We start from the raw sequence: 26,045 nt of genomic DNA, 5'->3' as shown, positions 1-26,045 counted from the left end.
AACCGACTACCGTTGAAAAGTTAGCGGATGACCTGTGGATCGGAGTGAAAGGCTAATCAAGCTCGGAGATAGCTGGTTCTCCTCGAAAGCTATTTAGGTAGCGCCTCATGTATCACTCCAGGGGGTAGAGCACTGTTTCGGCTAGGGGGTCATCCCGACTTACCAAACCGATGCAAACTCCGAATACCTGGAAGTGCCGAGCATGGGAGACACACGGCGGGTGCTAACGTCCGTCGTGAAAAGGGAAACAACCCAGACCGTCAGCTAAGGTCCCAAAGTCATGGTTAAGTGGGAAACGATGTGGGAAGGCTTAGACAGCTAGGAGGTTGGCTTAGAAGCAGCCACCCTTTAAAGAAAGCGTAATAGCTCACTAGTCGAGTCGGCCTGCGCGGAAGATGTAACGGGGCTCAAACCATGCACCGAAGCTACGGGTGTCATCTTTGATGACGCGGTAGAGGAGCGTTCTGTAAGCCTGTGAAGGTGAGTTGAGAAGCTTGCTGGAGGTATCAGAAGTGCGAATGCTGACATGAGTAACGACAATGCGAGTGAAAAACTCGCACGCCGAAAGACCAAGGTTTCCTGCGCAACGTTAATCGACGCAGGGTTAGTCGGTCCCTAAGGCGAGGCTGAAAAGCGTAGTCGATGGAAAACAGGTTAATATTCCTGTACTTCCAGTTATTGCGATGGAGGGACGGAGAAGGTTAGGCCAGCCTGGCGTTGGTTGTCCAGGTTTAAGGTGGTAGGCTGGAATCTTAGGCAAATCCGGGATTTCAAGGCCGAGAGCTGATGACGAGTTGCCTTTAGGCGACGAAGTGGTTGATACCATGCTTCCAAGAAAAGCTCCTAAGCTTCAGATAACTGGGAACCGTACCCCAAACCGACACAGGTGGTTAGGTAGAGAATACCAAGGCGCTTGAGAGAACTCGGGTGAAGGAACTAGGCAAAATGGCACCGTAACTTCGGGAGAAGGTGCGCCGGCGAGGGTGAAGGACTTGCTCCGTAAGCCCATGCCGGTCGAAGATACCAGGCCGCTGCGACTGTTTATTAAAAACACAGCACTCTGCAAACACGAAAGTGGACGTATAGGGTGTGACGCCTGCCCGGTGCCGGAAGGTTAATTGATGGGGTTAGCGCAAGCGAAGCTCTTGATCGAAGCCCCGGTAAACGGCGGCCGTAACTATAACGGTCCTAAGGTAGCGAAATTCCTTGTCGGGTAAGTTCCGACCTGCACGAATGGCGTAACGATGGCGGCGCTGTCTCCACCCGAGACTCAGTGAAATTGAAATCGCTGTGAAGATGCAGTGTATCCGCGGCTAGACGGAAAGACCCCGTGAACCTTTACTATAGCTTTGCACTGGACTTTGAATTTGCTTGTGTAGGATAGGTGGGAGGCTTTGAAGTGGGGACGCCAGTTCTCATGGAGCCATCCTTGAAATACCACCCTGGCAACTTTGAGGTTCTAACTCAGGTCCGTTATCCGGATCGAGGACAGTGTATGGTGGGTAGTTTGACTGGGGCGGTCTCCTCCCAAAGAGTAACGGAGGAGTACGAAGGTGCGCTCAGACCGGTCGGAAATCGGTCGTAGAGTATAAAGGCAAAAGCGCGCTTGACTGCGAGACAAACACGTCGAGCAGGTACGAAAGTAGGTCTTAGTGATCCGGTGGTTCTGTATGGAAGGGCCATCGCTCAACGGATAAAAGGTACTCCGGGGATAACAGGCTGATACCGCCCAAGAGTTCATATCGACGGCGGTGTTTGGCACCTCGATGTCGGCTCATCACATCCTGGGGCTGAAGCCGGTCCCAAGGGTATGGCTGTTCGCCATTTAAAGTGGTACGCGAGCTGGGTTTAGAACGTCGTGAGACAGTTCGGTCCCTATCTGCCGTGGACGTTTGAGATTTGAGAGGGGCTGCTCCTAGTACGAGAGGACCGGAGTGGACGAACCTCTGGTGTTCCGGTTGTCACGCCAGTGGCATTGCCGGGTAGCTATGTTCGGAAGAGATAACCGCTGAAAGCATCTAAGCGGGAAACTTGCCTCAAGATGAGATCTCACTGGAACCTTGAGTTCCCTGAAGGGCCGTCGAAGACTACGACGTTGATAGGTTGGGTGTGTAAGCGCTGTGAGGCGTTGAGCTAACCAATACTAATTGCCCGTGAGGCTTGACCATATAACACCCAAGCAATTTGCTGACGCAGATTGCGGTGGTGAAGATGATACGAACCGAAAGTTCGCAACGAACCACGAACATCACATATCCGAATTCGCTGGAGTGTCTACCAAGACCTTCTGGCAACAGAATTTCTTGACGACCATAGAGCATTGGAACCACCTGATCCCATCCCGAACTCAGCAGTGAAACGATGCATCGCCGATGGTAGTGTGGGGCTTCCCCATGTGAGAGTAGGTCATCGTCAAGATTCATTTCGCAAAACCCCTATCTGCGCATGCAGGTAGGGGTTTTGTCTTTGCGCTGGCAAAACAAGCGCGTCCCTGTAGGCGCGGCCTTGCGTCGCGATCGGCCGCGCAGCGGCCAACACCCTGCAACCCCGAACTACCCGGCAAACCGCGTCGCCTGTTTCGCGGCTGAAGCCGCTCCTACACTGTTCGCATGATATCGTTCCCCCTCAGCCACCAGCACCTTGCAGAGACCTGTCGATGCCCAGCACCACCCACCTTCACCCCGGCTTCATGATCGTCCATGGCAACCGCCTCGACGACCTGCGCAGTCTGGTGGTGAGTTGGATGCGCCGTTATCCCCTGGCACCGCTGGAAAACGAAATCGCCCTGGTACAAAGCAATGGCATCGCCCAATGGCTCAAACTGGCCCTGGCTGAAGATCCACTGGAAGATGACCTTGGCGGCTGCGGCATCGCTGCTGCCATCGACGTGCAACTACCAGGCAGCTTCATGTGGCAGCTGTACCGCAGCGTGCTGGGGCGCGACGAAATTCCCCAGGTTTCCCTGCTCGACAAGGCACCACTGACCTGGCGCCTGATGCGTCTGCTCCCGGCCTTGATCGAGCGCCCGCATTTCGAGCCTTTGCGGCGCTTCCTTACCGACGACAGTGACTTGCGCAAGCGCTATCAGCTCGCCGAGCGCCTGGCCGACCTGTTCGACCAGTACCAGGTGTACCGCGCTGACTGGCTCAAGGACTGGGCTGCCGGTGAACACATCCTCAACACCGCCCGTGGCGAGCGCAAACCACTGCCCCCGGGGAACCGCTGGCAAGCCGAACTATGGCGGGCATTGCTGGAAGATGTCGGCGAGCAGGGCATGGCGCAGAGCCGTGCCGGCGTCCATCAGCGTTTCATCGAACGCATCAGCAGCCTGGAACAGGCACCGCCGGGGCTACCGCCCCGGGTCATCGTGTTCGGCATTTCCTCGTTGCCAGCCCAGGCCCTGGAAGCACTCGCCGGCCTGGCACGCTTCAGCCAAGTGCTGCTGTGCGTGCACAACCCGTGTCGCCACCACTGGGCCGATATCGTTGCCGACAAGGACCTGCTGCGGCATCAGTACAAGCGCCAGCAGCGCAAGCAAGGCATGCCCCTGCAACTGGACGACCAGTCGCTGCATCAACATGCCCACCCGCTGCTGGCCGCCTGGGGCAAACAAGGCCGCGACTACATCAACCTGCTCGACAGTTACGATGACCCTGCCAGTTACCAAGGCGTGTTCAGCGATGGCCGCATCGACCTGTTCAGCGACGGCTCGCCTGCCACGTTGCTCAACCAGTTGCAGGACGACATCCTCGAACTGCGTCCGCTCGCCGAAACCCGCGAGCTGTGGCCGCCAGTTGACCCGACGCAGGATCGCTCGATCCGCTTCCACATTGCCCACAGCCCGCAGCGTGAAGTGGAGATACTGCATGACCAGTTGCTGGCCCGCTTCAGTGCCGACCCCAGCCTGCGCCCTCGTGACGTCATCGTCATGCTGCCGGCCATCGATACCTACGCACCGCATATCCGCGCCGTTTTCGGCCAGTTGCAGCGCAACGACCCGCGCTACATCCCGTTTACCCTGACCGACCAGGGCCAGCGCGGCCGCGAGCCGTTGCTGATTGCGCTCGAACACCTGCTCAAGCTGCCGGACAGCCGCTTCGCGGTCAGTGAAGTGCTGGACCTGCTGGACGTGCCGGCAGTGCGCGCCCGTTTCGGTATCCGCGAAAGCGACCTGCCCACGCTGCACCGCTGGATCGAGGGCGCCGGCATCCGCTGGGGCCTCGATGGCGAGCAGCGGGCCAGCCTCGGGTTACCCGCCGGGCTGGAACAGAACAGCTGGCGGTTCGGCCTGCGACGGATGTTGTTGGGATATGCAGTGGGTGTGGGCGAAGCCTGCGACGATATCGAACCCTACGATGAAATCGGCGGCCTGGATGCGGCTCTGATCGGCCCGCTGGCCGCCTTGCTGGAAGCTCTCGACGTGGCCTGCCAGGCCTTGTCCGAACCTGCCACGGTCAGTCAGTGGGGGGAGCGCCTGCATGCCTTGTTGCAGGTATTCTTCTTGGCTGAGGGCGAGCGTGACGAGTTTCTGCTGATGCAATTGCAGGATCTGCGCGACGGCTGGCTTGAGGTATGCGAGGCCGTTGGCCTGCAAGACCCGCTGCCGTTGACCGTCGTACGCGAAGCCTGGCTGTCGGGCCTTGACCAGGGCAAGTTGTCCCAGCGCTTCCTCGCCGGCTCGGTGAACTTCTGCACCCTGATGCCGATGCGCGCCATCCCGTTCCGGGTGGTCTGCCTGTTGGGCATGAACGATGGCGACTACCCGCGTGCCCAGCAACCGCTGGACTTTGACCTGATGGCCAGTGACTACCGCCCAGGTGACCGCTCGCGTCGCGAGGATGACCGTTACCTGCTGCTGGAGGCGCTGCTCTCGGCACGCGACCAGCTCTATGTCAGTTGGGTCGGGCGTAGTATCCGTGACAATAGCGAGCGCCCGGCCTCGGTACTGATCGGCCAGCTGCGTGACCACCTCGCGGCCGGCTGGCAGCTGGCCAATGCCCAGCAGGGGCAGCCAGCTGAGCCAGGCGAGCAACTGCTGCATGCCCTGACCCAGGAGCACCCGTTGCAACCGTTCAGCCCGCGCTACTTCGAAAAAGACAGCCCACTGTTCAGCTTTGCCCATGAATGGCAGGGGCTGCACCAGCAGGAGCAGGAAGACCAGCAGGACCACCCCGGGCTGCCGCCCTATCAGAACGATGAAGCGCTGAGCCTGCCCATGGTGGGTGACTTCCTGCGCCACCCGGTGCGGCATTTCTTCAGTCAGCGCTTGAAGGTGTACTTCGAAGCACTGGAGGCACCGACCCCGGACGAAGAACCCTTCGTTCTCGATGCCCTGCAACGCTACGGTGCCAGCGAAAGCCTGCTCGGTGCCGCGCTGGCCGAGCCGGACAATGCCGAACAGGCCCTGCAGGCGCAGGCCCGGCGCCTGCAAGCCTGTGGCCTGTTGCCACTGGCGGGCTTCGGCGAGTTGTTGCAGCGCGAGCTGATCGAGCCGCTGCCAGACCTGCTGCAACGCCACCGCCAGTTGTTGCAGCGTTGGCCGCACCTGGTCGAGGGCGCGTTACCGGTGCATTTCGAACATGGCCAGCATCGCCTCGAAGGCTGGCTGGGCCGGGTGTTCCAGGCGGATGACCAGAGCCTGCTGAGCATCTCGACCGTGCCCAATACCATCAGTGCGGGGCGCAATGCCCTCAAGTGGCACCGCCTGATCGTGCCCTGGGTCACCCACCTGGCAGCCTGCGCGGCGGGCTATCCCTATCACAGCGCACTGGTGGCCAGTGACTTGACCCTGCTGCTTGCGCCATTGCCGCAGGCGCAGGCGGCGCAACTGCTGGGTGACTTGCTGGTGGCCCGTCAGGCGGCGATGAACGCGCCGTTGCCGGTCGCGGCCAAGACCGCGTTCGCCTGGCTGGCCCAGGACGACAGCGACAAAGCCCTGGCCGCCGCAACCCGCGCCTACGAAGGCGACGGGCGCACCAGCTTCGGCGAACGCAGTGAAAGCGTCGCCCTGGCCCGCCAGTTCCGCGACTTTGCCGCGCTCACCGCCGATGAAACCTTCGAAGGCTGGTGCGAAACGTTGTACCGCCCGCTGTTCGATGCCCCTTGGCAGACCCTGGGCAACCCGGAGAAAGGCGCATGACCCAGGACCGTCCGCTGGCACTGAGTTTCCCCCTGCATGGCAGCCAGCTGATCGAGGCCAGCGCCGGCACGGGCAAGACCTTCACCATTTCGGCGCTGTACTTGCGCCTGATCCTCGGTCATGGCGGCGAGCAGGGCTTCGATCGCGAGCTGCTGCCACCGCAGATCCTGGTGGTGACCTTCACCGACGCCGCGACCAAAGAGCTGCGCGAGCGCATCCGCGCCCGCCTGGCGGAAGCCGCGCGGTTCTTCCGTGGTGAGCTGCAAGGCGCTGATCCGTTGTTGCATCAGCTGCGTGATGACTACCCGGAGGAGGCCTGGCCGCGCTGTGCCGGGCGCCTGGAAATCGCCGTGCAATGGATGGACGAGGCTGCCGTGTCGACCATCCACGGCTGGTGCCAGCGCATGCTCCGCGAGCACGCCTTCGACAGCGGCAGCCTGTTCACCCAGACCCTGGAAACCGACCACAGCGATTTGCTGGCGCAAGTGGTGCGCGATTACTGGCGACGCTTCTGCTATGGCATGCAGGGCGATGCGCTGGCCTGGGTGCGCAACCACTGGGGCAGCCCTGACGCCTTGCTGCCGCGCATCCGCCCGCTGTTCGGCCGGGTGCGCGCCCAGCAGGAAGGGCTGGAACCGGCGGCGCTGATCCAGGCGTCGCTGCAGCAGCGTGGCAAGCAGTTGGCCCGGCTCAAGGCGCCATGGGCGCAATGGGCGGAGGAGCTGCGGCAGATCTGCCATGCTGCGGTGGCTGCCAAGCAGGTCGATGGCCGCAAGATGCGTGCGCAGTATTTTGATTCCTGGTGCGACAAACTGGGCGCCTGGGCTGCTGACGAGCAGCTGGTCGAGCTGGAGCTGGGCAGCGGCTTCAGCCGCCTGACGCCGGCGGGCATGCTGGACGCGTGGAAGTCCGGTGAGCCACCCGTCCACCCGGCCCTCGATGCCATGCAGGCCCTGCAGCAACAGTTGCAAGCCCTGGACAGCCCGGAGGCGCCCTTGCTCGAGCACGCCGCCAGCTGGGTATCGGCACGCTTCGAAGTGGAAAAACGGCGGCGTGCCGAAATGGGCTTCGACGACATGCTCCTACGCCTGCAGCAGGCCCTGGCCAGCGACGCCGGCGAGCGCCTGGCCGGGCTGATCCGCGAACAGTTCCCGGTCGCCCTGATCGACGAATTCCAGGACACCGACCCGGTCCAGTACGGCATCTTCGAGCGTATCTACCGGATCAGCGAGAACCGTGCCCAGACCGGGCTATTCATGATCGGCGACCCCAAGCAGGCGATCTACGCCTTCCGTGGCGCCGACATCTACACCTACCTTGCTGCGCGCCGCGCCACCCGCGGCCGGCTGCACAGCCTGGACACCAACTACCGCTCCAGCAAGGCCATGGTTGCGGCGGTCAACCAGCTGTTCCTGCAGGCCGAGGCGCGTGAAACGGGGCGCGGGGCATTCCTGTTCCGCGAGGCTGATGACAACCCGCTGCCGTTCATCGAGGTTCGTGCCAAAGGCCGGGGCGAGCAACTCCTGATTGACGGTGGGCCCTGTGCAGCCCTGCAATGTTGGCAGTTGGAAAGCGATGAGCCGGTCTCCAGCGCCGCCTACCGCCAGCAACTCGCCGCCAGTTGCGCCAGCCACATCGTCGCCCTGCTCAATGGCGGCCAGCAGGGCAGCGCAGGTTTCCGCAATGCCGAGGGCGAATTGCGCCCGTGCCTGCCTTCCGACATTGCCATCCTGGTCCGTGATGGGCACGAGGCGCAAATGGTCCGTGCCGAGCTGGCCGCGCGCGAAGTGCGCAGCGTCTACCTGTCCGACAAGGACTCGGTATTCGCCGCCCAGGAAGCGCACGACCTGCTGGCCTGGCTGAAAGCCTGCGCCGAGCCCGATTCGGAACGCCTGCTCAAGGCCGCCCTGGCCAGCCTGACCCTCAACCTGTCGCTGGCGGCGCTGGACCGGCTGAACCAGGACGAGCGCGTCTGGGAAGACTGGGTCATGCGTTTTCGCCGTTACCGCGATATCTGGCAGCGCCAGGGCGTGCTGCCAATGCTGCGGCACCTGCTGCATGACTTCCAGCTACCGCGAATGCTGATCCGCCGCAGTGATGGCGAGCGGGTGCTGACCAACCTGCTGCACCTGGCCGAGCTGCTGCAGCAGGCCGCTGGCGAACTGGACGGCGAACAGGCGCTTATCCGCCATCTGGCCGAGCACCTGGCCAGTTCCGGCCAGGCCGGCGAGGAGCAGATCCTGCGCCTGGAGAGCGACGAGCAACTGGTCAAGGTGGTGACCATTCACAAGTCCAAGGGACTGGAATACCCGTTGGTCTACCTGCCGTTCATCTGCACCAGCAAACCGGTCGACGGCAGCCGTCTGCCGCTGGCCTGGCATGACAGCCTGGGTAACGCTCATCTCACCCTCACACCGGACCCGGACCAGATCGAGCGCGCCGATGACGAGCGCCTGGCCGAGGACCTGCGCCTGCTCTACGTGGCCCTGACCCGTGCCCAGCATGCCTGCTGGCTGGGTGTTGCCGACCTCAAGCGCGGTAACCAGAAGAGCTCGCAGTTGCACCGTTCGGCGTTCGGCTACCTGCTCGGTGGCGGCCTCGCCTTGCCGGGCTCGGAACAACTGGGGAACTGGTTGCAGGCCCTGGCGGCAAGCAGCCCGCACATCAGCTGCCCAGGCCTGCCGCAGGCGGACCAGCAGCTGTATCGCATGCCGCATGCCGCGCGGGAGCTGCTGCCGGCCCGCAAGCCGCGCCGCGCGGCGGCCGAGCACTGGTGGATCGCTTCGTACAGCGCCCTGCGCATCGGTGAGCAGGCGCTCGGCGCCGACAGTTCGCAGGCGCAGCAGTTGTTCGACGATGAAAGGGCTGATACGCAGATCTTGCGCGAGGTCCCGGCCGACAGTGGCGATATCCACCGCTTCCCGCGTGGGCCCAACCCCGGCACCTTCCTCCACGGCTTGCTGGAATGGGCAGGCCGTGAGGGCTTCGAACAGGTGAGTGGCAACCCGCAGCTGATCAAGGAAACCGTCGGCCAGCGCTGCAACCGGCGTGACTGGACCGGCTGGATCACCACCCTCAGCCAATGGCTGCAACGCCTGCTGGGCGAGGCGCTGCCGTTGGCAGGCAAGGACATGAGCGTGACCCTTGGGCAGTTGCGCCACTATCAGGTTGAAATGGAGTTCTGGTTCGCCAGCCGTCAGGTCGATGCCGAACAGCTCGACCGCCTGGTGGCTCGGCATACCCACCCCGGGCTGGCGCGCCCGGCGGCGCAACCAACCTTGCTCAACGGCATGTTCAAAGGCTTCATTGACTTGGCGTTCGAGCAGGATGGGCGCTACTACGTGGCCGATTACAAGTCCAACTGGCTGGGCCCGGACATCCAGGCCTACGATGGCCCGGCCATGGAAAAAGCCATTCTCGAACACCGTTACGACCTGCAGTACGTGTTGTACGTGCTGGCCCTGCATCGCCAGTTGCGCGCACGCCTGCCCGATTATGACTACGACCGCCATGTCGGCGGCGCCCTGTTCATCTTCCTGCGCGGTGCCAGCAGCAGCGGCCACGGCGTGTATCACAGCAAGCCGCCGCGTGAGCTGATCGAAAGCCTCGATGCGCTGTTCCGCGGCGAGCACCCACCCATGCAGCAGGACCTGTTTGCCGGAGCCATGATATGAGCCGCAGCCTCGTCGACCTGTTGCCAACCCCTCTGCAGGCTGAGCATTTGCTGGCCCTGAAGCCACGACACGACAGCGCTGACCTGCTACAACTGCTCGACCGTTGGGTGGAGCGCGGCTGGTTGCGGGCCCTGGACCGCGCATTCGTGTCGTTCCTGGAAGAACGCGCCCCCGGCAGCGATCCCTTGCTGTTGCTGGCTGCCGCCCTGGCCAGCCACCAGCTGGGCCATGGCCATGTCTGCCTCGACCTGCAGCAAACCTTGGCAGAGCCTGACTTTGCGCTGTCGTTGCCGCCCGAAGGCGATGCCTTGACCGGCCCCTTGCTGCTGCCCTCGCAATTGTTGGCCAACCTCGACCTGCACGCCTGGCGCCAACGGATTGCCGCCAGCGCGCTGGTGGCTGCCGGCGATACCCCAGGGCAGCAAGCGCGACCGCTGGTGCTCAGCGGCGAGCGCCTGTACCTGCGCCGCTACTGGCATTACGAGCGGCGCATCGACCATATCCTGCGCCAGCGCCTGACCCAGGCTGAAGCTGCACCGGCCGACCTGCCCGGCCGCCTGGCGCAACTGTTCGATGGGGGCGCGCCGGCAGGCCAGGTCGACTGGCAGAAACTCGCCTGCGCCCTGGCCACCCGCGCCGGCTTCAGCATCATCACCGGCGGCCCCGGTACCGGCAAGACGACCACCGTGGTACGCCTGTTGGCCTTGCTGCAGGCGCCGGCGGTGGAGCAGGGCAGGCCACTGCGCATTCGCCTGGCCGCGCCGACCGGCAAGGCGGCCGCGCGCCTGACCGAATCCATCGGCCAGCAAGTCGAGCGCCTGCAGGTCAGCGCCGAGGTGCGCGGGCAGATCCCTACCGAGGTCAGCACCGTGCACCGCCTGCTCGGCAGCCGACCCGGCTCGCGACACTTCCGTCACCATTCCGGCAACCCGTTGCCGTTGGACGTGCTGGTGGTCGACGAAGCCTCGATGATCGACCTGGAAATGATGGCCAACCTGCTCGATGCCCTGCCGCCACGGGCGCGCCTGGTGCTGCTGGGTGACAAGGACCAGCTGGCCTCGGTCGAAGCCGGCGCGGTACTCGGCGACCTGTGCCGTGACGCCGAAGACGGCTGTTACTCGCCGGCGACCCAGGCATGGTTGGAGCAGGTCGGTGGCGAGTCGCTGGCCGGCAGCGGCCTCAACACCGGTGACGAGCAGCGCCACCCGCTGGCCCAGCAAGTGGTGATGTTGCGCTTCTCGCGGCGTTTCGGCGAGGGCAGCGGCATTGGCCAGCTGGCGCGGCTGGTCAACCGCCAGGAGGCGTACGCGGCGCGTAACCTGCTGGCCACGCCGCCACCTGACGTGCACAGCCTGGCCCTGAAGCAAGAGCACGACCGCGCCTTCGACCGCCTGCTGCTCGATGGCCTCGACCGTGGCAGCGATGGCCCGCAAGGTTACCGCAGCTACCTGCGCACCCTCGGGCGTTACCGTCCGGCGCTGGATACCGCCTTTGATGACCCTGCATGGGAGCAATGGGCAGGCCGAGTGCTGCACAGCTTCGAGGACTTCCAGCTACTGTGCGCGGTGCGCCGCGGGGCCTGGGGTGTCGAAGGCCTCAACGAGCGGGTGGCGCGGGTGCTGCACAATGCCGGGTTGATCGACAGCCAGCAGCCCTGGTACGAAGGGCGCCCGGTGCTGGTGACGCGCAACGATTACGGCCTGGGCCTGATGAACGGTGACATCGGTATTGCGCTGCGCCTGCCCGACGAGCGCGGCGAGCCCCTGCTGCGCGTGGCCTTCCCGCGTAACGACGGCAGTGGCGGGGTACGCTTCGTCCTGCCCAGCCGGTTGAACGAGGTGGAGACGGTATTCGCCATGACCGTGCACAAGTCGCAGGGCTCGGAGTTCGGTCATACCGCCCTGGTGCTGCCGGATGCGCTGAACCCGGTGCTGACCAAGGAACTGGTATACACCGGTATCACCCGTGCCAAGCACTGCTTCAGCCTGGTCGAACCCCGCCAGGGCATTTTCGAAGAAGCGGTGGCGCGCAAGGTACGGCGTATTTCCGGGTTGATGCTGGAACAGGTCTGAAACCTTACGCGTTCCCCTGTAGGAGCGGCCTCGTGTCGCGAAAGGGCCGCAAAGCGGCCCCCGCTTTCGGCAGCGCCAGAGCTATCGCGGGGGCGGCTTTGCCGCCCTTTCGCGACACAAGGCCGCTCCTACACAGGATGCGGCCATATGCTATCGTTGCGCCGTAATCCGATAGGATCCTGAGAGATTTCCCGCATGAAGCTGGCCGCAAGGCGAGTGACAAGCTGTGTGCTTTCGCTATTGCTGGCCGCCCTGTTCCTTGCAGCAGGTCCTGCCCGGGCGGACACCGCAACAACCGTCGCCCAGGCGCAGCAACGCGCCAAAGCCGTCACCCAGGTCGTGCTCGGCATCTTCAGCTATGCCCGCTGGCCCGTGGAGCCGTCACCCTTGCGGCTGTGCCTGCTCGGCCCGACCGAGTACGCCGATGACCTGATCAAAGGCCACGCCCAGGAATCTGGCCAGCCGCTGCTGGTGCGGCGCCTGCTGGCGACGGACAGCCAGGTTGCCCAGGCCTGCGATGCCATCTATATCGGCAAGCTCGACCAGGGCCAGCGTGACCGCCTGTTCGAGCGCGTCAGCGGCCACCCGGTACTGAGCATCAGCGAAGCGGACGACCCGTGCACGGTCGGCAGCCTGTTCTGCCTGCGGGTCAGCGACCGGCAAGTGGCCTTCGAGGTCAACCTCGACTCGGTGGCACGTTCCGGCGTGCGCATTCATCCCAGCGTGCTGCAGTTATCGCAGCGCCGGGCGGTGCAGCCATGAAGCGGCTACACCAGCGCGGCGCACGCCCGACCCTGCGCTCGGTACTCGGCCGTGGCCACCTGAGCGTCGCCTTGCTTGCTGTAGGCCTGGCAGGTATTTCCCTGACCCTGCTGGGCGTGCTCGCCCTGCGCGTGTACGCCAACCACAACCTGCACCTGATCGCCCGCTCGATCAGCTACACCGTGGAAGCGGCAGTGGTGTTCGACGACGGCGCTGCGGCCAACGAAGCGCTGGCGCTGATTGCCAGCGCCGAGGAAGTGGCCGAAGCCAAGGTATTCGACAACGAAGGCCAGCAACTGGCGCATTGGCAGCGCAGCGATAGCGGCTTGCTCGCGCAGCTGGAAGGGCAGGTTGCCAGCGCCTTGCTGGATGAACCGGTCAACCTGCCGATCACCCACCAGCAGCGGCAGGTCGGGCGCATCGAGCTGGTCGGCCAGGGGCGTAGCCTGTTGCTGTTCCTGCTCAGTGGGTTGGCCGGCATCCTGTTCTGTACGCTGCTCAGCGCCTTGGCTGCGCAACACCTGTCGCGGCGTTTGCTCGGTGATATCGTCCGCCCGTTGCGCGGCCTGGCCAGTGTCGCCCATGCCGCCCGCCGCGAGCGCAGCTTCGATCGGCGTGTACCGGAAGCCGCGATTGCCGAGCTCAATGAACTGGGCAATGACTTCAACGCCCTGCTCGACGAACTGGAGGTGTGGCACAGCCACCTGCAGAACGAAAACCAGACGCTGGCCCACCAGGCCAGCCATGACAGCTTGACCGGCCTGCCCAACCGCGCCTTTTTCGAGGGGCGCCTGACCCGCAGCCTGCGCAATGCCGAGCGGCAGCAGGAGCACCTGGCGCTGCTGTTTCTCGACAGTGACCACTTCAAGCAGATCAACGATACCCTCGGCCATGCCGTGGGCGATGAAGTGCTGATCAGCGTGGCCGACCGTGTGCGCGCCCAGTTGCGTGAGCACGACCTGGTGGCGCGCCTGGGCGGCGACGAGTTCGCCGTGCTGCTGACGCCTTTGCATTCGCGCCAGGATGCCGAGCGCGTTGCCGAGAAGATCGTTGCCAGCATGAAGCTGCCGGTGCAACTGGACAGCGGCCGCAGTATCGCCACCTCGTTGAGTGTCGGTATCGCCTATTACCCGGATGACGGCAGCGATCCCGCCAGCCTTCTGAATGCCGCTGACGCGGCGATGTACCAGGCCAAGCGCAATCGCCGCGGGCACTGGCAGGTAGCACAGATGGAAATCAACAACAGGAGTTGAACCCGTGAAGCAGGCTTTGCGTTTCCCCCTATGGGCCTTGGTGCTGGCGCTGCTGGCCTTGGCTGGCTGCCAGAGCGCGCCGCCCAAAGGCCTGAGCGCCGAACAGATCGCTGTGCTCAAGCGCGAAGGCTTTACCCCTACCGATGAAGGGTGGGCCTATGACTTGTCGGGCAAGGTGCTGTTCGGCAGCGACCTGGACAGCCTCAACAGCCAGAGCCAGGCGATTGTCGAACGTATCGGCAAGGCATTGCTCGGCGTTGGCATCCAGGGCGTGCGGGTGGACGGGCATGCCGACGCGTCGGGCAAGGCAGCATACAACCAGCAGTTGTCCGAGCGGCGTGCGCAAAGCGTGGCCCAAGCGTTGGTCGCGGTAGGCATGCCGGCGCAGGATATCCACAGCCGCGGCTTGGGCAGCAGCCAGCCGGTGGCGGACAACCGCACCAGCGCCGGGCGTACCGAGAACCGGCGGGTGTCTATCGTCGTGGCTTCCTACTGATTCCCGCCCTGCGGTTACAGACCTGCTTGCGAGAGCGGGCTACAGGGTGCCTGGCACCGGCTTCGCCGTTGTTCGCGGGCAAGCCTGCTCCCACACTATCGATGATGCGCCCAAGCATGCTCACTCCTGAGCAAAGCGCATCTCGCGTGTCTCGCCCATCAACAACGGCGCATTCGCCTCGGTTACCCCGCGGATGTAATCCCACAGCAGGGTAATCCGCTTCAACTTGCGCAAATCCTCCCGGCAGTACATCCAGAATTGCCGTGTCACCTCGATTTCTTCCGGCAGTACCGTCACCAGCCGTGGATCCTGCGCGGCCAGGAAGCAGGGCAATATCGCCAGCCCTCGCCCTTGCAGCGCCGCCGTGTACTGGGCAATCACGCTGGTACTGCGCAAATGCGCGCTGGCGCTGGGTATCAGGTTGGCCAGGTACAGCAGCTCCGAACTGAACGCCAGGTCGTCCACGTAGCTGATGAACGGGTGCCTGGCCAGGTCTGCGATCTGGCGGATGGGGGCGTGGTTGTCGAGGTATTCCCGGGTGGCGTACAGCCGCAAGCGGTAGTCGCACAGCTTGCAGCACACGTACGGCCCATGCTCCGGGCGCTCCAGGGCAATGACGATGTCCGCCTCGCGCTTGGACAGGCTGATGAAGTGCGGCAGCGGCAGTATGTCCACCGAGATTGCCGGGTAGGCATCGACGAAGTGGCTCAGCTGCGGGGTGACGAAGAAACTGCCGAAACCTTCGGTGCAGCCCATGCGCACATGCCCGGACAACGCCACGCCCGACCCGGATACCTGTTCGCAGGCCATGTGCAGCGTGCTCTCGATCGACTCGGCATAGCCCAGCAGGCGCTGGCCTTCGGCGGTGAGGACAAAGCCGTTGGTCCGCGACTTCTCGAACAGCAGGGTGCCGAGCGCCCCCTCCAGCGAGCTGATGCGCCGCGACACCGTGGTGTAGTCGACGCTCAGGCGCTTGGCGGCGCTACTGGCCTTGCGGGTACGGGCCACTTCGAGGAAGAACTTCAGGTCGTCCCAGTTGAGCGCGCTCAGGGATGTGAGGTCTTTTTGCATGATGATCCGGTTTTTTTGTGCGTTCTTGTTGGATGTTTGCACATCTATACTCGAAACAAGCCTCAGGACGCCACCTCGCGTTTGCTCGGCGCTGGCGATCTCGTCCCGACAATAATTCCAAGGAGAACGCAGATGAACGCACCGCAATCCCCTAACCAGACCAGAATCGACCAGGTCAAGCTGCTGATCGACGGCCAGTGGGTCGAGTCCAAGACCTCTGAATGGCGCGATATCGTCAACCCGGCCACCCAGGAAGTGCTGGCGCGCGTACCGTTCGCCACCGCCGAGGAAGTGGACGCCGCCGTGGCCGCTGCCCAGCGTGCCTTCAAGACCTGGCGCGATACCCCGATTGGCGCACGCATGCGCATCATGCTCAAGCTGCAGGCGCTGATCCGCGAACACACCAAGCGTATCGCCCAGGTGCTCAGTGCCGAACAAGGCAAGACCCTGGCCGATGCCGAAGGCGATATCTTCCGCGGCCTGGAAGTGGTCGAGCATGCCGCCTCGATCGGTACCCTGCAGATGGGTGAATTCGCCGAAAACGTCGCTGGCGGCGTCGATACCTATACCTTGCGCCAGCCCATCGGTGTATGCGCCGGTATCACCCCGTTCAACTTCCCGGCCATGATCCCGCTGTGGATGTTCCCGATGGCCATCGTCTGCGGCAACACCTTCGTGCTCAAGCCGTCCGAGCAGGACCCGCTGTCGACCATGCTGTTGGTCGAGCTGGCGCTGGAAGCCGGCGTACCGGCTGGCGTGCTCAACGTGGTGCACGGTGGCAAGCAAGTGGTGGATGCCATCTGCACCCACCCGGACATCAAGGCGATTTCCTTCGTCGGCTCCACCGAAGTGGGCACCCACGTGTACAACCTGGGCAGCCAGCACGGCAAGCGCGTGCAGTCGATGATGGGCGCCAAGAACCACGCGGTGGTGCTGCCCGATGCCAACCGTACCCAAACCATCAACGCCCTGGTCGGTGCCGCCTTCGGCGCGGCGGGCCAGCGCTGCATGGCCACCTCGGTGGCGGTCCTGGTCGGCAAGGCGCGCGAATGGCTGCCGGACATCAAGGAAGCGGCCAGCAAGCTCAAGGTCAATGCCGGTTGCGAGCCAGGCACCGATGTCGGCCCGGTGGTTTCCAAGCGTGCCAAGGAGCGTGTGCTGGGCCTGATCGAAAGCGGCATCAAGGAAGGTGCCAAGCTGGAACTCGACGGCCGCGACGTCAAGGTGCCGGGTTATGAGCAAGGCAACTTCGTCGGCCCGACCCTGTTCTCGGGGGTGAAGACCGACATGCAGATCTACACCCAGGAAATCTTCGGCCCGGTGCTGGTGACCCTGGAGGTCGACACCCTCGACGAGGCCATCGCCCTGGTCAACGCCAACCCGTTCGGCAACGGCACCGGCCTGTTCACCCAGAGCGGCGCAGCCGCGCGCAAGTTCCAGAGCGAAATCGACATTGGCCAGGTGGGTATCAACATTCCGATCCCGGTACCGGTGCCGTTCTTCAGCTTCACCGGCTCCCGTGGCTCCAAGCTCGGCGACCTCGGCCCGTACGGCAAGCAAGTGGTGCAGTTCTACACTCAGACCAAGACCGTCACCGCCCGCTGGTTCGATGACGACAGCCTCAACGACGGTGTGAACACCACCATCAGCCTGCGTTAAGGAGAGCGTCATGCGTATCGCATTCATCGGCCTCGGCAACATGGGCGCACCGATGGCCCGCAACCTGATCAAGGCTGGCCACCAACTGAACCTGTTCGACCTGAACAAGGCCGTGCTGGCCGAGCTCGCCGAACTGGGCGGGCAGGTCAGCCCTTCGCCCAAGGACGCGGCGGCCAATAGCGAGCTGGTGATCACCATGCTACCGGCCGCTGCCCATGTACGCAGCGTGTACCTGAACGAAGACGGCGTGCTGGCCGGTATCCGTCCTGGCACGCCAACCGTGGACTGCAGCACCATCGACCCGCAAACCGCACGCGATGTATCCAAGGCGGCTGCAGCCAAGGGCGTGGACATGGGCGATGCGCCGGTATCCGGCGGCACCGGTGGCGCGGCGGCAGGCACCCTGACCTTCATGGTCGGTGCCAGCGCCGAGCTGTTCGCCACCCTCAAGCCGGTACTGGAGCAGATGGGCCGCAACATCGTGCATTGCGGTGAAGTCGGCACCGGGCAGATCGCCAAGATCTGCAACAACCTGCTGCTGGGCATCTCGATGGTCGGTGTGTCCGAAGCCATGGCGCTGGGCAATGCGCTGGGCATCGACACCAAGGTGCTGGCCGGCATCATCAACAGTTCGACCGGGCGTTGCTGGAGCTCGGACACTTACAACCCATGGCCCGGCATCATCGAAACCGCGCCGGCATCGCGGGGCTATACCGGTGGTTTTGGCGCCGAGCTGATGCTCAAGGACCTGGGGCTGGCCACCGAAGCGGCGCGCCAGGCGCACCAGCCGGTGATCCTCGGGGCCGTGGCCCAGCAGCTGTATCAGGCCATGAGCCTGCGCGGTGAAGGGGGCAAGGATTTCTCGGCCATCGTCGAGAGTTACCGCAAGAAAGATTGACCAGCGAGGTGGACTTCATCGCGGGCCAGGTGGCCTTCCCTCTGTAACTGCGCACCAGAGGGAAGGGCGCCTGATCCGCGATTTTTTTTTGCCCGTCCCGGCCCAATCGTCGGCTTGCGGCGATTGGGCCCGGACAGTTTACCAATCAGGCGAAGACGAAATACTTGCGCACAGTTTCGACCACTTCCCAGGTGCCTTTCATCCCCGGTTCGATCACGAACACGTCACCTGCCTTGAGGTGCTTCGGCTCTTCGCCTTCCGGGGTGATGATGCAGTAGCCGTCGAGGAAGTGGCAGAACTCCCACTTTTCGTAGTTGACCTCGAACTTGCCCGGGGTGCAGATCCAGGTGCCCATGATCTTGCTGCCGTCGGCCGACAGGTAGGCGTTGAGGTTGACGGTGTGCGGATCGCCGCCGATGCGCTTCCACTTGGTGGCGTCCACGACCGGTGTCGGGCAGGTTTCGCGCAGGACGGTGATGAAATCGGACATGGCACAACTCCTGGTGACTGGCTGAATGACTCGTCACCATAGGGCCATCGGCCGAGCCGCAGTTGCCTGGGCTCGACGTCCAGCTGTCTGGTCGCGCTATGCCAGGCGGTTGACCTCGACGGTGACATGCGCCAGTTCCTCGTGCACGCCCAACGCCTGGCGCACGCTGTCGGCGCTGAGTTCGCAAGTTGCGGCGAGGCCGAGGATGCAAGCGTACTGGTCCTTGCCGACCCGCCACACGTGCAGGTCGGTAATGCTGGCCGGCACCGGCAGTTGTGCCACCACTTCGCGTATTTCCGCCACCAACGGTGCGTCCATCTCCGCGTCCAGCAGTACCCGGCTGGTGTCGCGCAACAACCCCCGGGCCCACAGCGCCACCAGCAGCGCACCCAGCAGGCCCATGACCGGGTCGAGCCAGCCGGCGCCCCAGAACTTGCCAGCCAGCAGGGCGACGATGGCCAGCACCGAGGTGGCGGCATCGGCGATCACATGCAGGTAGGCCGAGCGCAGGTTCAGGTCGTGGTGATGATGACCGTGGTCGTGCTGATGATCGTGGCCATGGTGATGATCATGATGATGGTGATCGTCCCGCAGCAGCCAGGCGCAGATCAGGTTGACCGCCAGGCCCACGGCGGCGATGAAGATCGCCTGGTCATAATGGATCGGCCCCGGTGCCAGCAGGCGCTCGACCGACTGGAAGGCCATCAGCCCCGCCACCCCAAGCAGCAGCAGGGCGCTGGAGTAGCCGCCGAGAATCTCGATTTTCCAGGTGCCGAAGGCAAAGCGCCGATCGCCGGCATAGCGCCGGGCAGCGGCGTAGGCCAGCAACGACAGGCCCAGGGCCAGCGCATGGGAACTCATGTGCCAGCCGTCGGCCAGCAATGCCATGGAGTTGAAGAACCAGCCGCCGGCAATTTCCGCCACCATCATCACGGCGGTCAGCCACACGGCCAGGCGGGTCTTGCGCTCGGCACCCAGGTTACTGGTATGGAACTGGTGGCTGTGCTGCCAACGGTCTGAGGTTTGTGTCGCCATGGTTTATCATGCTTCCGGAATGTCGAGAAATATACTATACCCCAGTATACCTAGCATGGTGTAAAACCCTATGGCACATACCCTGAAGAGCAAGAAGCAACTGCTGACCCGGGTGCGCAAGATCAAAGGCCAGGCCGCCGCCCTGGAGACGGCGCTGGAGCAGGACAAGGACTGCCTGGCGATCCTGCAGCAGATCGCCGCCGTGCGCGGCGCGGTGAACGGGCTGATGGCCGAAGTGATGGAAGGGCATATCCGCGAACACCTGGTGGCGGATGGGCTGAGCACCGAGGAGCGGCAGGACGAGGCCGACAAGGTGGCGGCGTTGTTGCGTTCGTACCTGAAGTGACTACGCCGGCGTGGCACGACCCTTTGTAGGAGCGGCCTTGTGTCGCGATGGGGCGCGTAGCGGCCCCCGGTTTCAGCTTCGCCGCGAATATTACCGGGGCCGCTTTGCAGCCCTTTCGCGACACAAGGCCGCTCCACAAGATTGCGTATACCCCTGGGGGGTATGGTTACGCCCACCAATAGCGCACAAAGTGGAAGAACACCGGCGCGGCAAAGCACACCGAGTCCATGCGGTCGAGCATGCCACCGTGGCCTTCGATCATGTGCCCCCAGTCTTTCACCCCGCGGTCGCGCTTGATCGCCGACATCACCAGCCCGCCGAAGAAGCCCATGGCGTTCACTGCCAACGCCATCAGCGCGGCCTGCCAGAAAGTGAACGGCGTGATCCAGCACAGCAGGGCACCGGTCAGGGTAGCCAGCGCCACGCCACCGGCCAGGCCTTCGACAGTTTTCGACGGCGACAGGTTGGGCGCCACCTTGTGCTTGCCGAACAGCTTGCCGCACACGTACTGCAGCACGTCGCTGATCTGCACCACCAAGATCAGCCAGGCGATCAGCAGCAGGTTGCGGCCTTCGTAGCCGGGGATGTCGAGGGTCATCAGTGCCGGCACCGACGACACGCAGTAGACCGCGATCATCAACCCCCACTGCACCTTCGAGGCTCGTTCGAGAAAGCGTGTGGTGTCGCCACCGAAGCTGGCCAGGATCGGCAACAACAGGAACAGGTACACCGGGATGAAGATACTGAACAGCCCGTACCAGTCCATGGCGATCAGCACGTACTGCACCGGCAGCGCCACGTAGAATGCCGCCACCAGCGCCGGGTAGTCGCTGCGCCGGGTCGGGGTGAGGGTCATGAACTCACGCAGGGCATAGAACGACACCCCGTAGAACAGCACGATCACGCCGTACTTGCCGAACAGGAAGGCGATGCCGATCACCAGCACCATGACCCACCAGGCATTGATGCGGGCGTTGAGGTTGTCGATCACCGCGTGTGGTGCCGGGCCGGCGCGCCATTTCAGCAGGCGGCCGATCACACTGGCGAGCAGCAGCAGGGCGCCGATGCCGGCGAACAGCGAAAGGGTGTTGTGGTCCATGTCAGGCATCCTTGGGGGCCAGGTTCAGCAGGGCCTTGCTGGCCCGTTCGAGGAACGCCTGTTTGCTTTCATCAGCCTCCAGGTGCAGCGGTTCGCCAAAGCTCAGCGTGCACAGCAACGGCAGAGGCAAGGCGCGGCCCTTGGGCATCACCCGGTTGAGGTTGGCGATCCATACCGGTACCAGCTCGACGTCGGGATTCGCCGCAGCCAGATGGTACAGCCCGCTCCTGAACGGCATCAGCGGCTCATCACCAAGGTTGCGCGTGCCCTCCGGGAAGAAGATCAGCGAGTCGCCCTGGGCCACGGCTTCGAGAATCGGCTGCAGCGGGCTGCCCTGGCCTTCACTGCGTTGGCGGTTGATCAGCACGCCATTGAACACCTTGCGAATCAGGAAGTCGCGGATACCTGGCCTGGCCCAGTAGTCGGCGCCGGCCACCGGCCGGGTGTGCTTGCGTAGCGGCGCTGGCAATGAGGCCCACAGCAACACGAAATCGCCGTGGCTGCTGTGGTTGGCAAAATACAGGCGCTGCACCGGCAGCGGTGTGCAGCCCAGCCACAGGGCGCGGGCGCCTGTGATCAGGCGGGCGGCGGAGGTAATGAGGTAGGCGGTCAGGCTGGCGAGCATGGGGTTGTCGTTATCCCTTCAAAGGCAGTGTCAGCAGGGTAGTCAAGGCCAGTGCCAACTGCAGGCCCAGGCATACGGCCTGGCGGCGCAGCAGGGCCAGTGCAGCCTGGCTGCGGGCAGGCCAGGCGCGCGAATCGGCGGCGTGCGGTTTGAGTTTCAGTTCGAACAAGGCGCGGTCCAGGGCCTGGGTGTCTGCCGGCAGGTCGGAGCTCTTGGCCAGGCGGGCAAACAGGTCGGCATCTACCGCCACGCGGATGGCCCAGTACTTGTGAAGTACGCCCAGTACCAACAATACGCTGCACAGCAGGCTGGCCAGTGCTGGCAACGGCGCATTCAGCAATGGCGCCAAGCCGTAGGCGAGCGCCAGCAAGGTGAGGCCGTCGGACAGCCGCTCCAGCTGTTTGCCACGGCCCAGCAGGCTGGCCACCACCAGCAGGTTCATGGTTGTGCTCCCAGTTGTTGCAGGGCCTGGTGGTGTGCGTGACGCAAGACCACCCCTGGGCGAGCTTTGCCAATCAGCGCTTCGGCCTGCCGGGCGTCGCTGCAGCGGCCGCTGAGCACCAGCCAGGCGGCCACGGCACTGGCGCTGCGCGAGTAGCCCAGGGCACAGCAGACCAGCACCGGGCCTTGGGCGCGCAGGCGTTCGATGGCGTCGGCGGCCTGTTGCAGCAAGGGGCTATCCGGGGCGATCAGGTCCAAGGTAGGAAAACATACGTAGTCAACGGCGGACGCGACCTTTGTAGGAACGGCCTTGTGTCGCGAAAGGGCCGCGAAGCGGCCCCAGCAATATCTGCTGCGAAGCTGAAAATCTGGGGCCGCTTCGCAGCCCTTTCGCGACACAAGGCCGCTCCTACAAGGGGCCGCGCTGTCCTGAACATGACACGGTAGCTCCGCGCACAAATCGACCACCGCAGCGAACTGCGCGCGACGCCCTGGAATCCGCCCCAGATAGACGCCATCACACACTTCATCCGCCTGCGGGTGCCGCCAGGTCCACAACCGTGAATTAGCCCATGCCCCCAGCAGATAAGGCGCCAGTAGCCAGCGGGCAGCATTCGACAAGCGTCCATCGGCACCTTTCTGGAACCCGCCAGCGCCGAACAGGCCGTAATTCAACGCCACCAAAGCCAGCGACACGGCCGGCCAGGCCAGCCACAGCCAGGCGCCACCCAAACCCATGGCAAACACGGCGCACAACAGCGCGCCCGCGGCATAGCTCAAGGCCAAGCGCCAGCGCTTGGCATCCTGCGCAAGGTGCGCCTGCTGCCAGGGCAGCCGGCCCTGGTGTGGCCACAGCCAGACACACAAGAACCCCGCCAACGCGCCGGTCGGCACGTCGATGAAATGGTGCTGCCAAGTGGTCAGCACCGATACCCCGATCAGCGCCATCCAGCCATGCATCAGCCAACGCCAGGGCTGGCGCTGCACATGCCGGGCAAACATCGTCCAGATGATCACCAGCAAAGCGATATGCAGCGACGGCGCCTGGTTGAACGGCTTGTCGAACCCCATCAGCACATCGAACATCCAGCCGTACACGCCACCCAGTTCCGGCCGCGCAAAGGTGAAGCGCAGCGGCCAGAGCAGGAAGCAGCTGACGCTGATCACTTGTGCTGTCAGCAGGGCCAGGGCATGCCGGTCCATTTCCTGGCGCGTGCGCGGCAGCAGGAAGGACAGCCCGTAGAGCAGGTCGATCGACCAGTATGGGATGATCGTCCACGGCCACAACGGCATGCGGCTTTCCCAGCCGAACACCAGGCTGCCGACATCATTGCGCCCCATCGTGTGGCTGTTGGCCAACCCGTAGCTGAGGAAAAACAGTGGCCCCAGCAGCAATAGCCAGAATACGCCCCGGCGGACCAGCCCGGGCTCGCGCGATGGGTTCATTCAGCGCACCCGTTGGGCCAGGCTGACACTGAAAATACCCCACTCATCGATGCGCTGGGCCAGCTTGCGGAAGCCCGCGGCCTCGACCAACTGATCCATCTCGGCCTGGCTGCGCCGGCGCATCACCCAGGCCTCGCCACCGCGGTGGCTGGTGAGGGCGCGGGCGATCATCTCCAATTGTGGGTGCCACGGTTGGCCGGTGTAGACCAGGTAGCCGCCATCCTCCACCGCGTCGGCCAGGCCGGCCAGCGAATTGCCCACCAGCTGGTTGCTGGCGAACAGTTCGTACAGGCCGGAGACCACGGCCAAGGTTGGCGGCTGTTCCAGCGTCGCCAGGCTCTGGCGGTCGAAGGCATCGCCCTGGACGAAGCGGGCGATCTCAGCCAGGCCTTTTTCCGCGATCAGCGCGCTGCCTTGCTGCACGTTCAGCTCGCTGTAATCGCGTAGCAGGATCGAGTCCGGCAGTTGCTCCAGCTCCTGCAGGGCCTCGAGGATGTAGCGGCCATGGCCGGCCGCGATATCGACGATGTGCACCGGCCGTTGCTGTTCGCGCAGGCGGGCGATGGCCAGGCGCAGCAACTCTTCGACGTGCAGCTTGCGTTGGCGGATGCCACGCCAGCCGATGGCATCGAGATAGTTGCGATCGACCAGGCGGCCCAGTTTGCCCTTGCCGGTCGGCTGGTTGCGGTACACGTAGTCAAGGGTACTGCCCGAGTCGAAACCGGTGTCGAAGCCTAGCTTGACGCCTTCCGAAAGGCCCTTGCCCAGGCGCAGCCCGGCGCGGGTGGCGCGCCAGTAGAGGTCGCGGGGCGAGTTGTGCGGCAATGGCGCAGCCAGGCTTTCCGCCTCGGCGCAACTGGCGCCGACCTTGTCGGCATCGAGCAGCGATGGCAGCGGCGCAGGGCTGGCGAAGCAGTGCTCGACGAACCGCTCGATGCGCCGCAGGGCATGGGCCCGGTCACGCTCGCCCAGGGTATCGTGGAAGAACCCCGGCAGGATGTGCATTTCCTTGCGCGCACTGCCCAGGCGCTCGAAGAAGCGTTGCTGCGGCTGGCGCTCGACCACGAAGTCGGCACCGGATACCAGCAGCTGGGTCGGCACCTGGATGGCTTGGGCATCCGCCACCACGCGGTCGGCGGCTTCGTACAGGCCTAGCAGCATGGTCACCGAAATCGGCCGGCTGATCAGCGGGTCGGCCAGGTACGACATGACCCGTTCGGGGTCGTGGGTGAGCAGGCGTGGCTTGACGTAGCTGTTGACGAAGAAGTTGCCGCGCAAGGCCTTCAGCAGTTTCAGGCCGGGGCGGGCGAACGGTACATACAGCTTGACCTTGAACGCCGGCGACGCCAGCACCAGGCAGCGCACCTTGGGGGCATAGTCGTGAGCCCAGGTGGCGACCAGCACGGCACCGACACTCTGCGCCAGCACCACCAGGTCCTGCTCGGCGATACCGTGGCGGGCCTGGACATGCTCGATGAAGGTCTGCACATCGCGCACGCTGGTGGCGAACCCCGGGCTGTCGCCGCGTGCACCGGGCGACTGGCCGTGACCACGGGCGTCCCAGGCAAAGAAGTCATAGCCCGGCATGTCCAGCTCATCGGCCAGGTGGGCCATGCGCCCGCCATGTTCGTGGCCGCGGTGGAACATCACCACAGCCCGGCGGGGCTGGTGTTCGTTACGGGTGGCGGGCCAGTGACGGTAATGCAGCTCGACGCCGTCATGGGTGGTGAAATGCAGTGCTTGCGCTTGGCGCATGGTCAACATCCTTTTACGACGGCAGTAGGCTCAACGGGTTTCGGCCAGCCCCTGGCGAACCCGGTTGTAGAGGGTATAGAGCGAGAGTGCGAGGATCACCAGCAACAAGCCGTTGATCCAGGCGCCGGCCAACAGGCCGAAGGCCACGCCGGTGCCCAGTACGCCGAAGGCAAAGGCCCGGTCGCTCTTGCCCATGGGCCCGTCGTAGCGCCGCGAGGCACCGGCCAGCGGGCCCATGACCCCGGCGTACTCGCTGAAGGTGGCAGTGAGCACCACGAGCACGACCAGGGCTGGCGATACCCCCGGCAGCAGGGCGAAGGGCAGGTACAGGGCGGCATCGGCGATCACGTCGCAGAGTTCGTTGAGGTAGGCGCCGAGGGTGGATTGCTGGCCGAACTCCCGGGCGAGCATGCCATCGATGGCGTTCAGGGCCATGCGCAGCAGCATCCATAGCGGCAGCAGGATGAACAGCCAGGTGACATGCGCCAGGTTGGCCAGCAACAGGCCCAGCAGCACTGACACCAGGGCAGCGGCGAGCGTGACCTGGTTGGCGGTGACGCCGCGCTCGTGAAGGCGTCGCACCGTCGGCCGGAGCAGGGCCTGGAAGCGCGGTTTGAGCTGGTAGATCGAGGCCACCGTGAAGTCCTTTTCGTTGGGCATTGGGGCGCTATTTTGGGTGAGTCTGCGTTGCGGGTAAAGCCGGACGCCTGATAGTTCGGTATTGGTCTGATGAAAATGTCGGAAGCTTCTGATTTAGGGCTTGCGGCATCTAGAGCTTTTCCCT

At 64.1% G+C, this 26,045-nt stretch carries 18 protein-coding genes and 2 rRNA genes (1 of these 20 running past the window's edge); 11 read left to right on the top strand and 9 right to left on the bottom strand.

Annotated elements, in window-relative coordinates:
• The 8 genes from ACJA3S_RS21985 to ACJA3S_RS21950 all read left to right on the top strand — a co-directional run.
• Nucleotides 1–2,168, top strand: a 23S ribosomal RNA gene (locus tag ACJA3S_RS21985); it begins 724 nt to the left of the window's first position.
• 134 nt (nt 2,169–2,302) lie between these two features.
• Nucleotides 2,303–2,418 (top strand): 5S ribosomal RNA (gene rrf, locus ACJA3S_RS21980).
• Nucleotides 2,419–2,656: 238 nt separating this feature from the next.
• A complete protein-coding gene (gene recC / locus ACJA3S_RS21975; protein WP_406819992.1) occupies nt 2,657–6,139 on the top strand; it encodes an exodeoxyribonuclease V subunit gamma in 3,483 nt (1,160 codons plus the stop codon).
• Nucleotides 6,136–9,813, top strand: a complete 3,678-nt coding sequence (gene recB / locus ACJA3S_RS21970) for an exodeoxyribonuclease V subunit beta (RefSeq protein WP_406819991.1) — start codon at nt 6,136–6,138, stop codon at nt 9,811–9,813. The genes recC and recB overlap by 4 nt, the downstream gene beginning before the upstream one ends.
• A complete protein-coding gene (gene recD / locus ACJA3S_RS21965; protein WP_406819990.1) occupies nt 9,810–11,885 on the top strand; it encodes an exodeoxyribonuclease V subunit alpha in 2,076 nt (691 codons plus the stop codon). The genes recB and recD overlap by 4 nt, the downstream gene beginning before the upstream one ends.
• 195 nt (nt 11,886–12,080) lie before the next feature.
• A complete protein-coding gene (locus ACJA3S_RS21960; RefSeq protein ID WP_406819989.1) occupies nt 12,081–12,647 on the top strand; it encodes a YfiR family protein in 567 nt (188 codons plus the stop codon).
• Nucleotides 12,644–13,900 carry a diguanylate cyclase domain-containing protein gene (locus ACJA3S_RS21955; RefSeq protein WP_406819988.1) on the top strand — a complete coding sequence of 419 codons (1,257 nt, stop codon included), beginning with the start codon at nt 12,644–12,646 and terminating at the stop codon, nt 13,898–13,900. Before ACJA3S_RS21960 ends, ACJA3S_RS21955 begins: the two co-directional genes overlap by 4 nt.
• A gap of 4 nt (nt 13,901–13,904) precedes the next feature.
• Entirely contained in the window at nt 13,905–14,396 is a 492-nt protein-coding gene (locus ACJA3S_RS21950; RefSeq protein WP_406819987.1) for an OmpA family protein, read from the top strand.
• A gap of 120 nt (nt 14,397–14,516) precedes the next feature.
• Here ACJA3S_RS21950 and ACJA3S_RS21945 read toward each other — a convergent pair whose 3' ends face one another.
• Complete coding sequence (locus ACJA3S_RS21945; protein WP_170032673.1) at nt 14,517–15,467, bottom strand: LysR family transcriptional regulator; 951 nt, start codon at nt 15,465–15,467, stop codon at nt 14,517–14,519.
• 132 nt (nt 15,468–15,599) lie between these two features.
• Here ACJA3S_RS21945 and ACJA3S_RS21940 point away from each other — a divergent pair, with 132 nt between their 5' ends.
• Both ACJA3S_RS21940 and mmsB read left to right on the top strand, forming a co-directional pair.
• On the top strand, nt 15,600–17,126 hold the full coding sequence (locus ACJA3S_RS21940) for a CoA-acylating methylmalonate-semialdehyde dehydrogenase (RefSeq protein WP_406819986.1): 1,527 nt from the start codon (nt 15,600–15,602) through the stop codon (nt 17,124–17,126).
• Between the two features lie 10 nt (nt 17,127–17,136).
• The gene (mmsB, locus tag ACJA3S_RS21935) at nt 17,137–18,024 is read left to right on the top strand and encodes a 3-hydroxyisobutyrate dehydrogenase (protein ID WP_406819985.1); all 888 of its coding nucleotides are present in this window, start codon (nt 17,137–17,139) and stop codon (nt 18,022–18,024) included.
• A gap of 145 nt (nt 18,025–18,169) precedes the next feature.
• On the opposite strand, the gene ACJA3S_RS21930 is transcribed toward mmsB, so the two are convergent.
• Nucleotides 18,170–18,514 carry a cupin domain-containing protein gene (locus tag ACJA3S_RS21930; protein WP_003258412.1) on the bottom strand — a complete coding sequence of 115 codons (345 nt, stop codon included), beginning with the start codon at nt 18,512–18,514 and terminating at the stop codon, nt 18,170–18,172.
• 96 nt (nt 18,515–18,610) lie between these two features.
• Nucleotides 18,611–19,549 carry a CDF family Co(II)/Ni(II) efflux transporter DmeF gene (dmeF, locus tag ACJA3S_RS21925; protein ID WP_406819984.1) on the bottom strand — a complete coding sequence of 313 codons (939 nt, stop codon included), beginning with the start codon at nt 19,547–19,549 and terminating at the stop codon, nt 18,611–18,613.
• Nucleotides 19,550–19,619: 70 nt separating this feature from the next.
• Here dmeF and ACJA3S_RS21920 point away from each other — a divergent pair, with 70 nt between their 5' ends.
• Nucleotides 19,620–19,895 (top strand): metal/formaldehyde-sensitive transcriptional repressor, encoded by a 276-nt coding sequence (locus ACJA3S_RS21920; RefSeq protein WP_225779277.1) that lies wholly within the window; start codon nt 19,620–19,622, stop codon nt 19,893–19,895.
• Nucleotides 19,896–20,061: 166 nt separating this feature from the next.
• Here ACJA3S_RS21920 and ACJA3S_RS21915 read toward each other — a convergent pair whose 3' ends face one another.
• From ACJA3S_RS21915 to ACJA3S_RS21890, 6 genes are read right to left on the bottom strand one after another with little or no spacing between them, the layout of a single operon-like run.
• Nucleotides 20,062–20,994, bottom strand: a complete 933-nt coding sequence (locus ACJA3S_RS21915) for a phosphatidate cytidylyltransferase (RefSeq protein WP_170032663.1) — start codon at nt 20,992–20,994, stop codon at nt 20,062–20,064.
• A 1-nt stretch (nt 20,995) separates the two neighbouring features.
• Entirely contained in the window at nt 20,996–21,619 is a 624-nt protein-coding gene (locus ACJA3S_RS21910; RefSeq protein ID WP_170032661.1) for a lysophospholipid acyltransferase family protein, read from the bottom strand.
• 10 nt (nt 21,620–21,629) lie between these two features.
• Entirely contained in the window at nt 21,630–22,061 is a 432-nt protein-coding gene (locus tag ACJA3S_RS21905) for a hypothetical protein (protein WP_406819983.1), read from the bottom strand.
• Nucleotides 22,058–23,506, bottom strand: coding sequence for a phosphatase PAP2/dual specificity phosphatase family protein (locus ACJA3S_RS21900; RefSeq protein WP_406819982.1), 1,449 nt, complete (start codon nt 23,504–23,506; stop codon nt 22,058–22,060). The genes ACJA3S_RS21905 and ACJA3S_RS21900 overlap by 4 nt, the downstream gene beginning before the upstream one ends.
• Nucleotides 23,507–25,261, bottom strand: a complete 1,755-nt coding sequence (locus tag ACJA3S_RS21895; protein ID WP_406819981.1) for a bifunctional alpha/beta hydrolase/class I SAM-dependent methyltransferase — start codon at nt 25,259–25,261, stop codon at nt 23,507–23,509.
• Nucleotides 25,262–25,291: 30 nt separating this feature from the next.
• Nucleotides 25,292–25,897, bottom strand: a complete 606-nt coding sequence (locus ACJA3S_RS21890) for a CDP-alcohol phosphatidyltransferase family protein (RefSeq protein WP_406822291.1) — start codon at nt 25,895–25,897, stop codon at nt 25,292–25,294.
• Nucleotides 25,898–26,045: the final 148 nt, after the last annotated feature.

Source organism: Pseudomonas sp. KnCO4 (assembly GCF_045344305.1).
GTDB classification, from domain to species: Bacteria; Pseudomonadota; Gammaproteobacteria; order Pseudomonadales; family Pseudomonadaceae; genus Aquipseudomonas; species Aquipseudomonas anuradhapurensis.
This window is presented reverse-complemented; position numbering and strand designations above follow the sequence as displayed.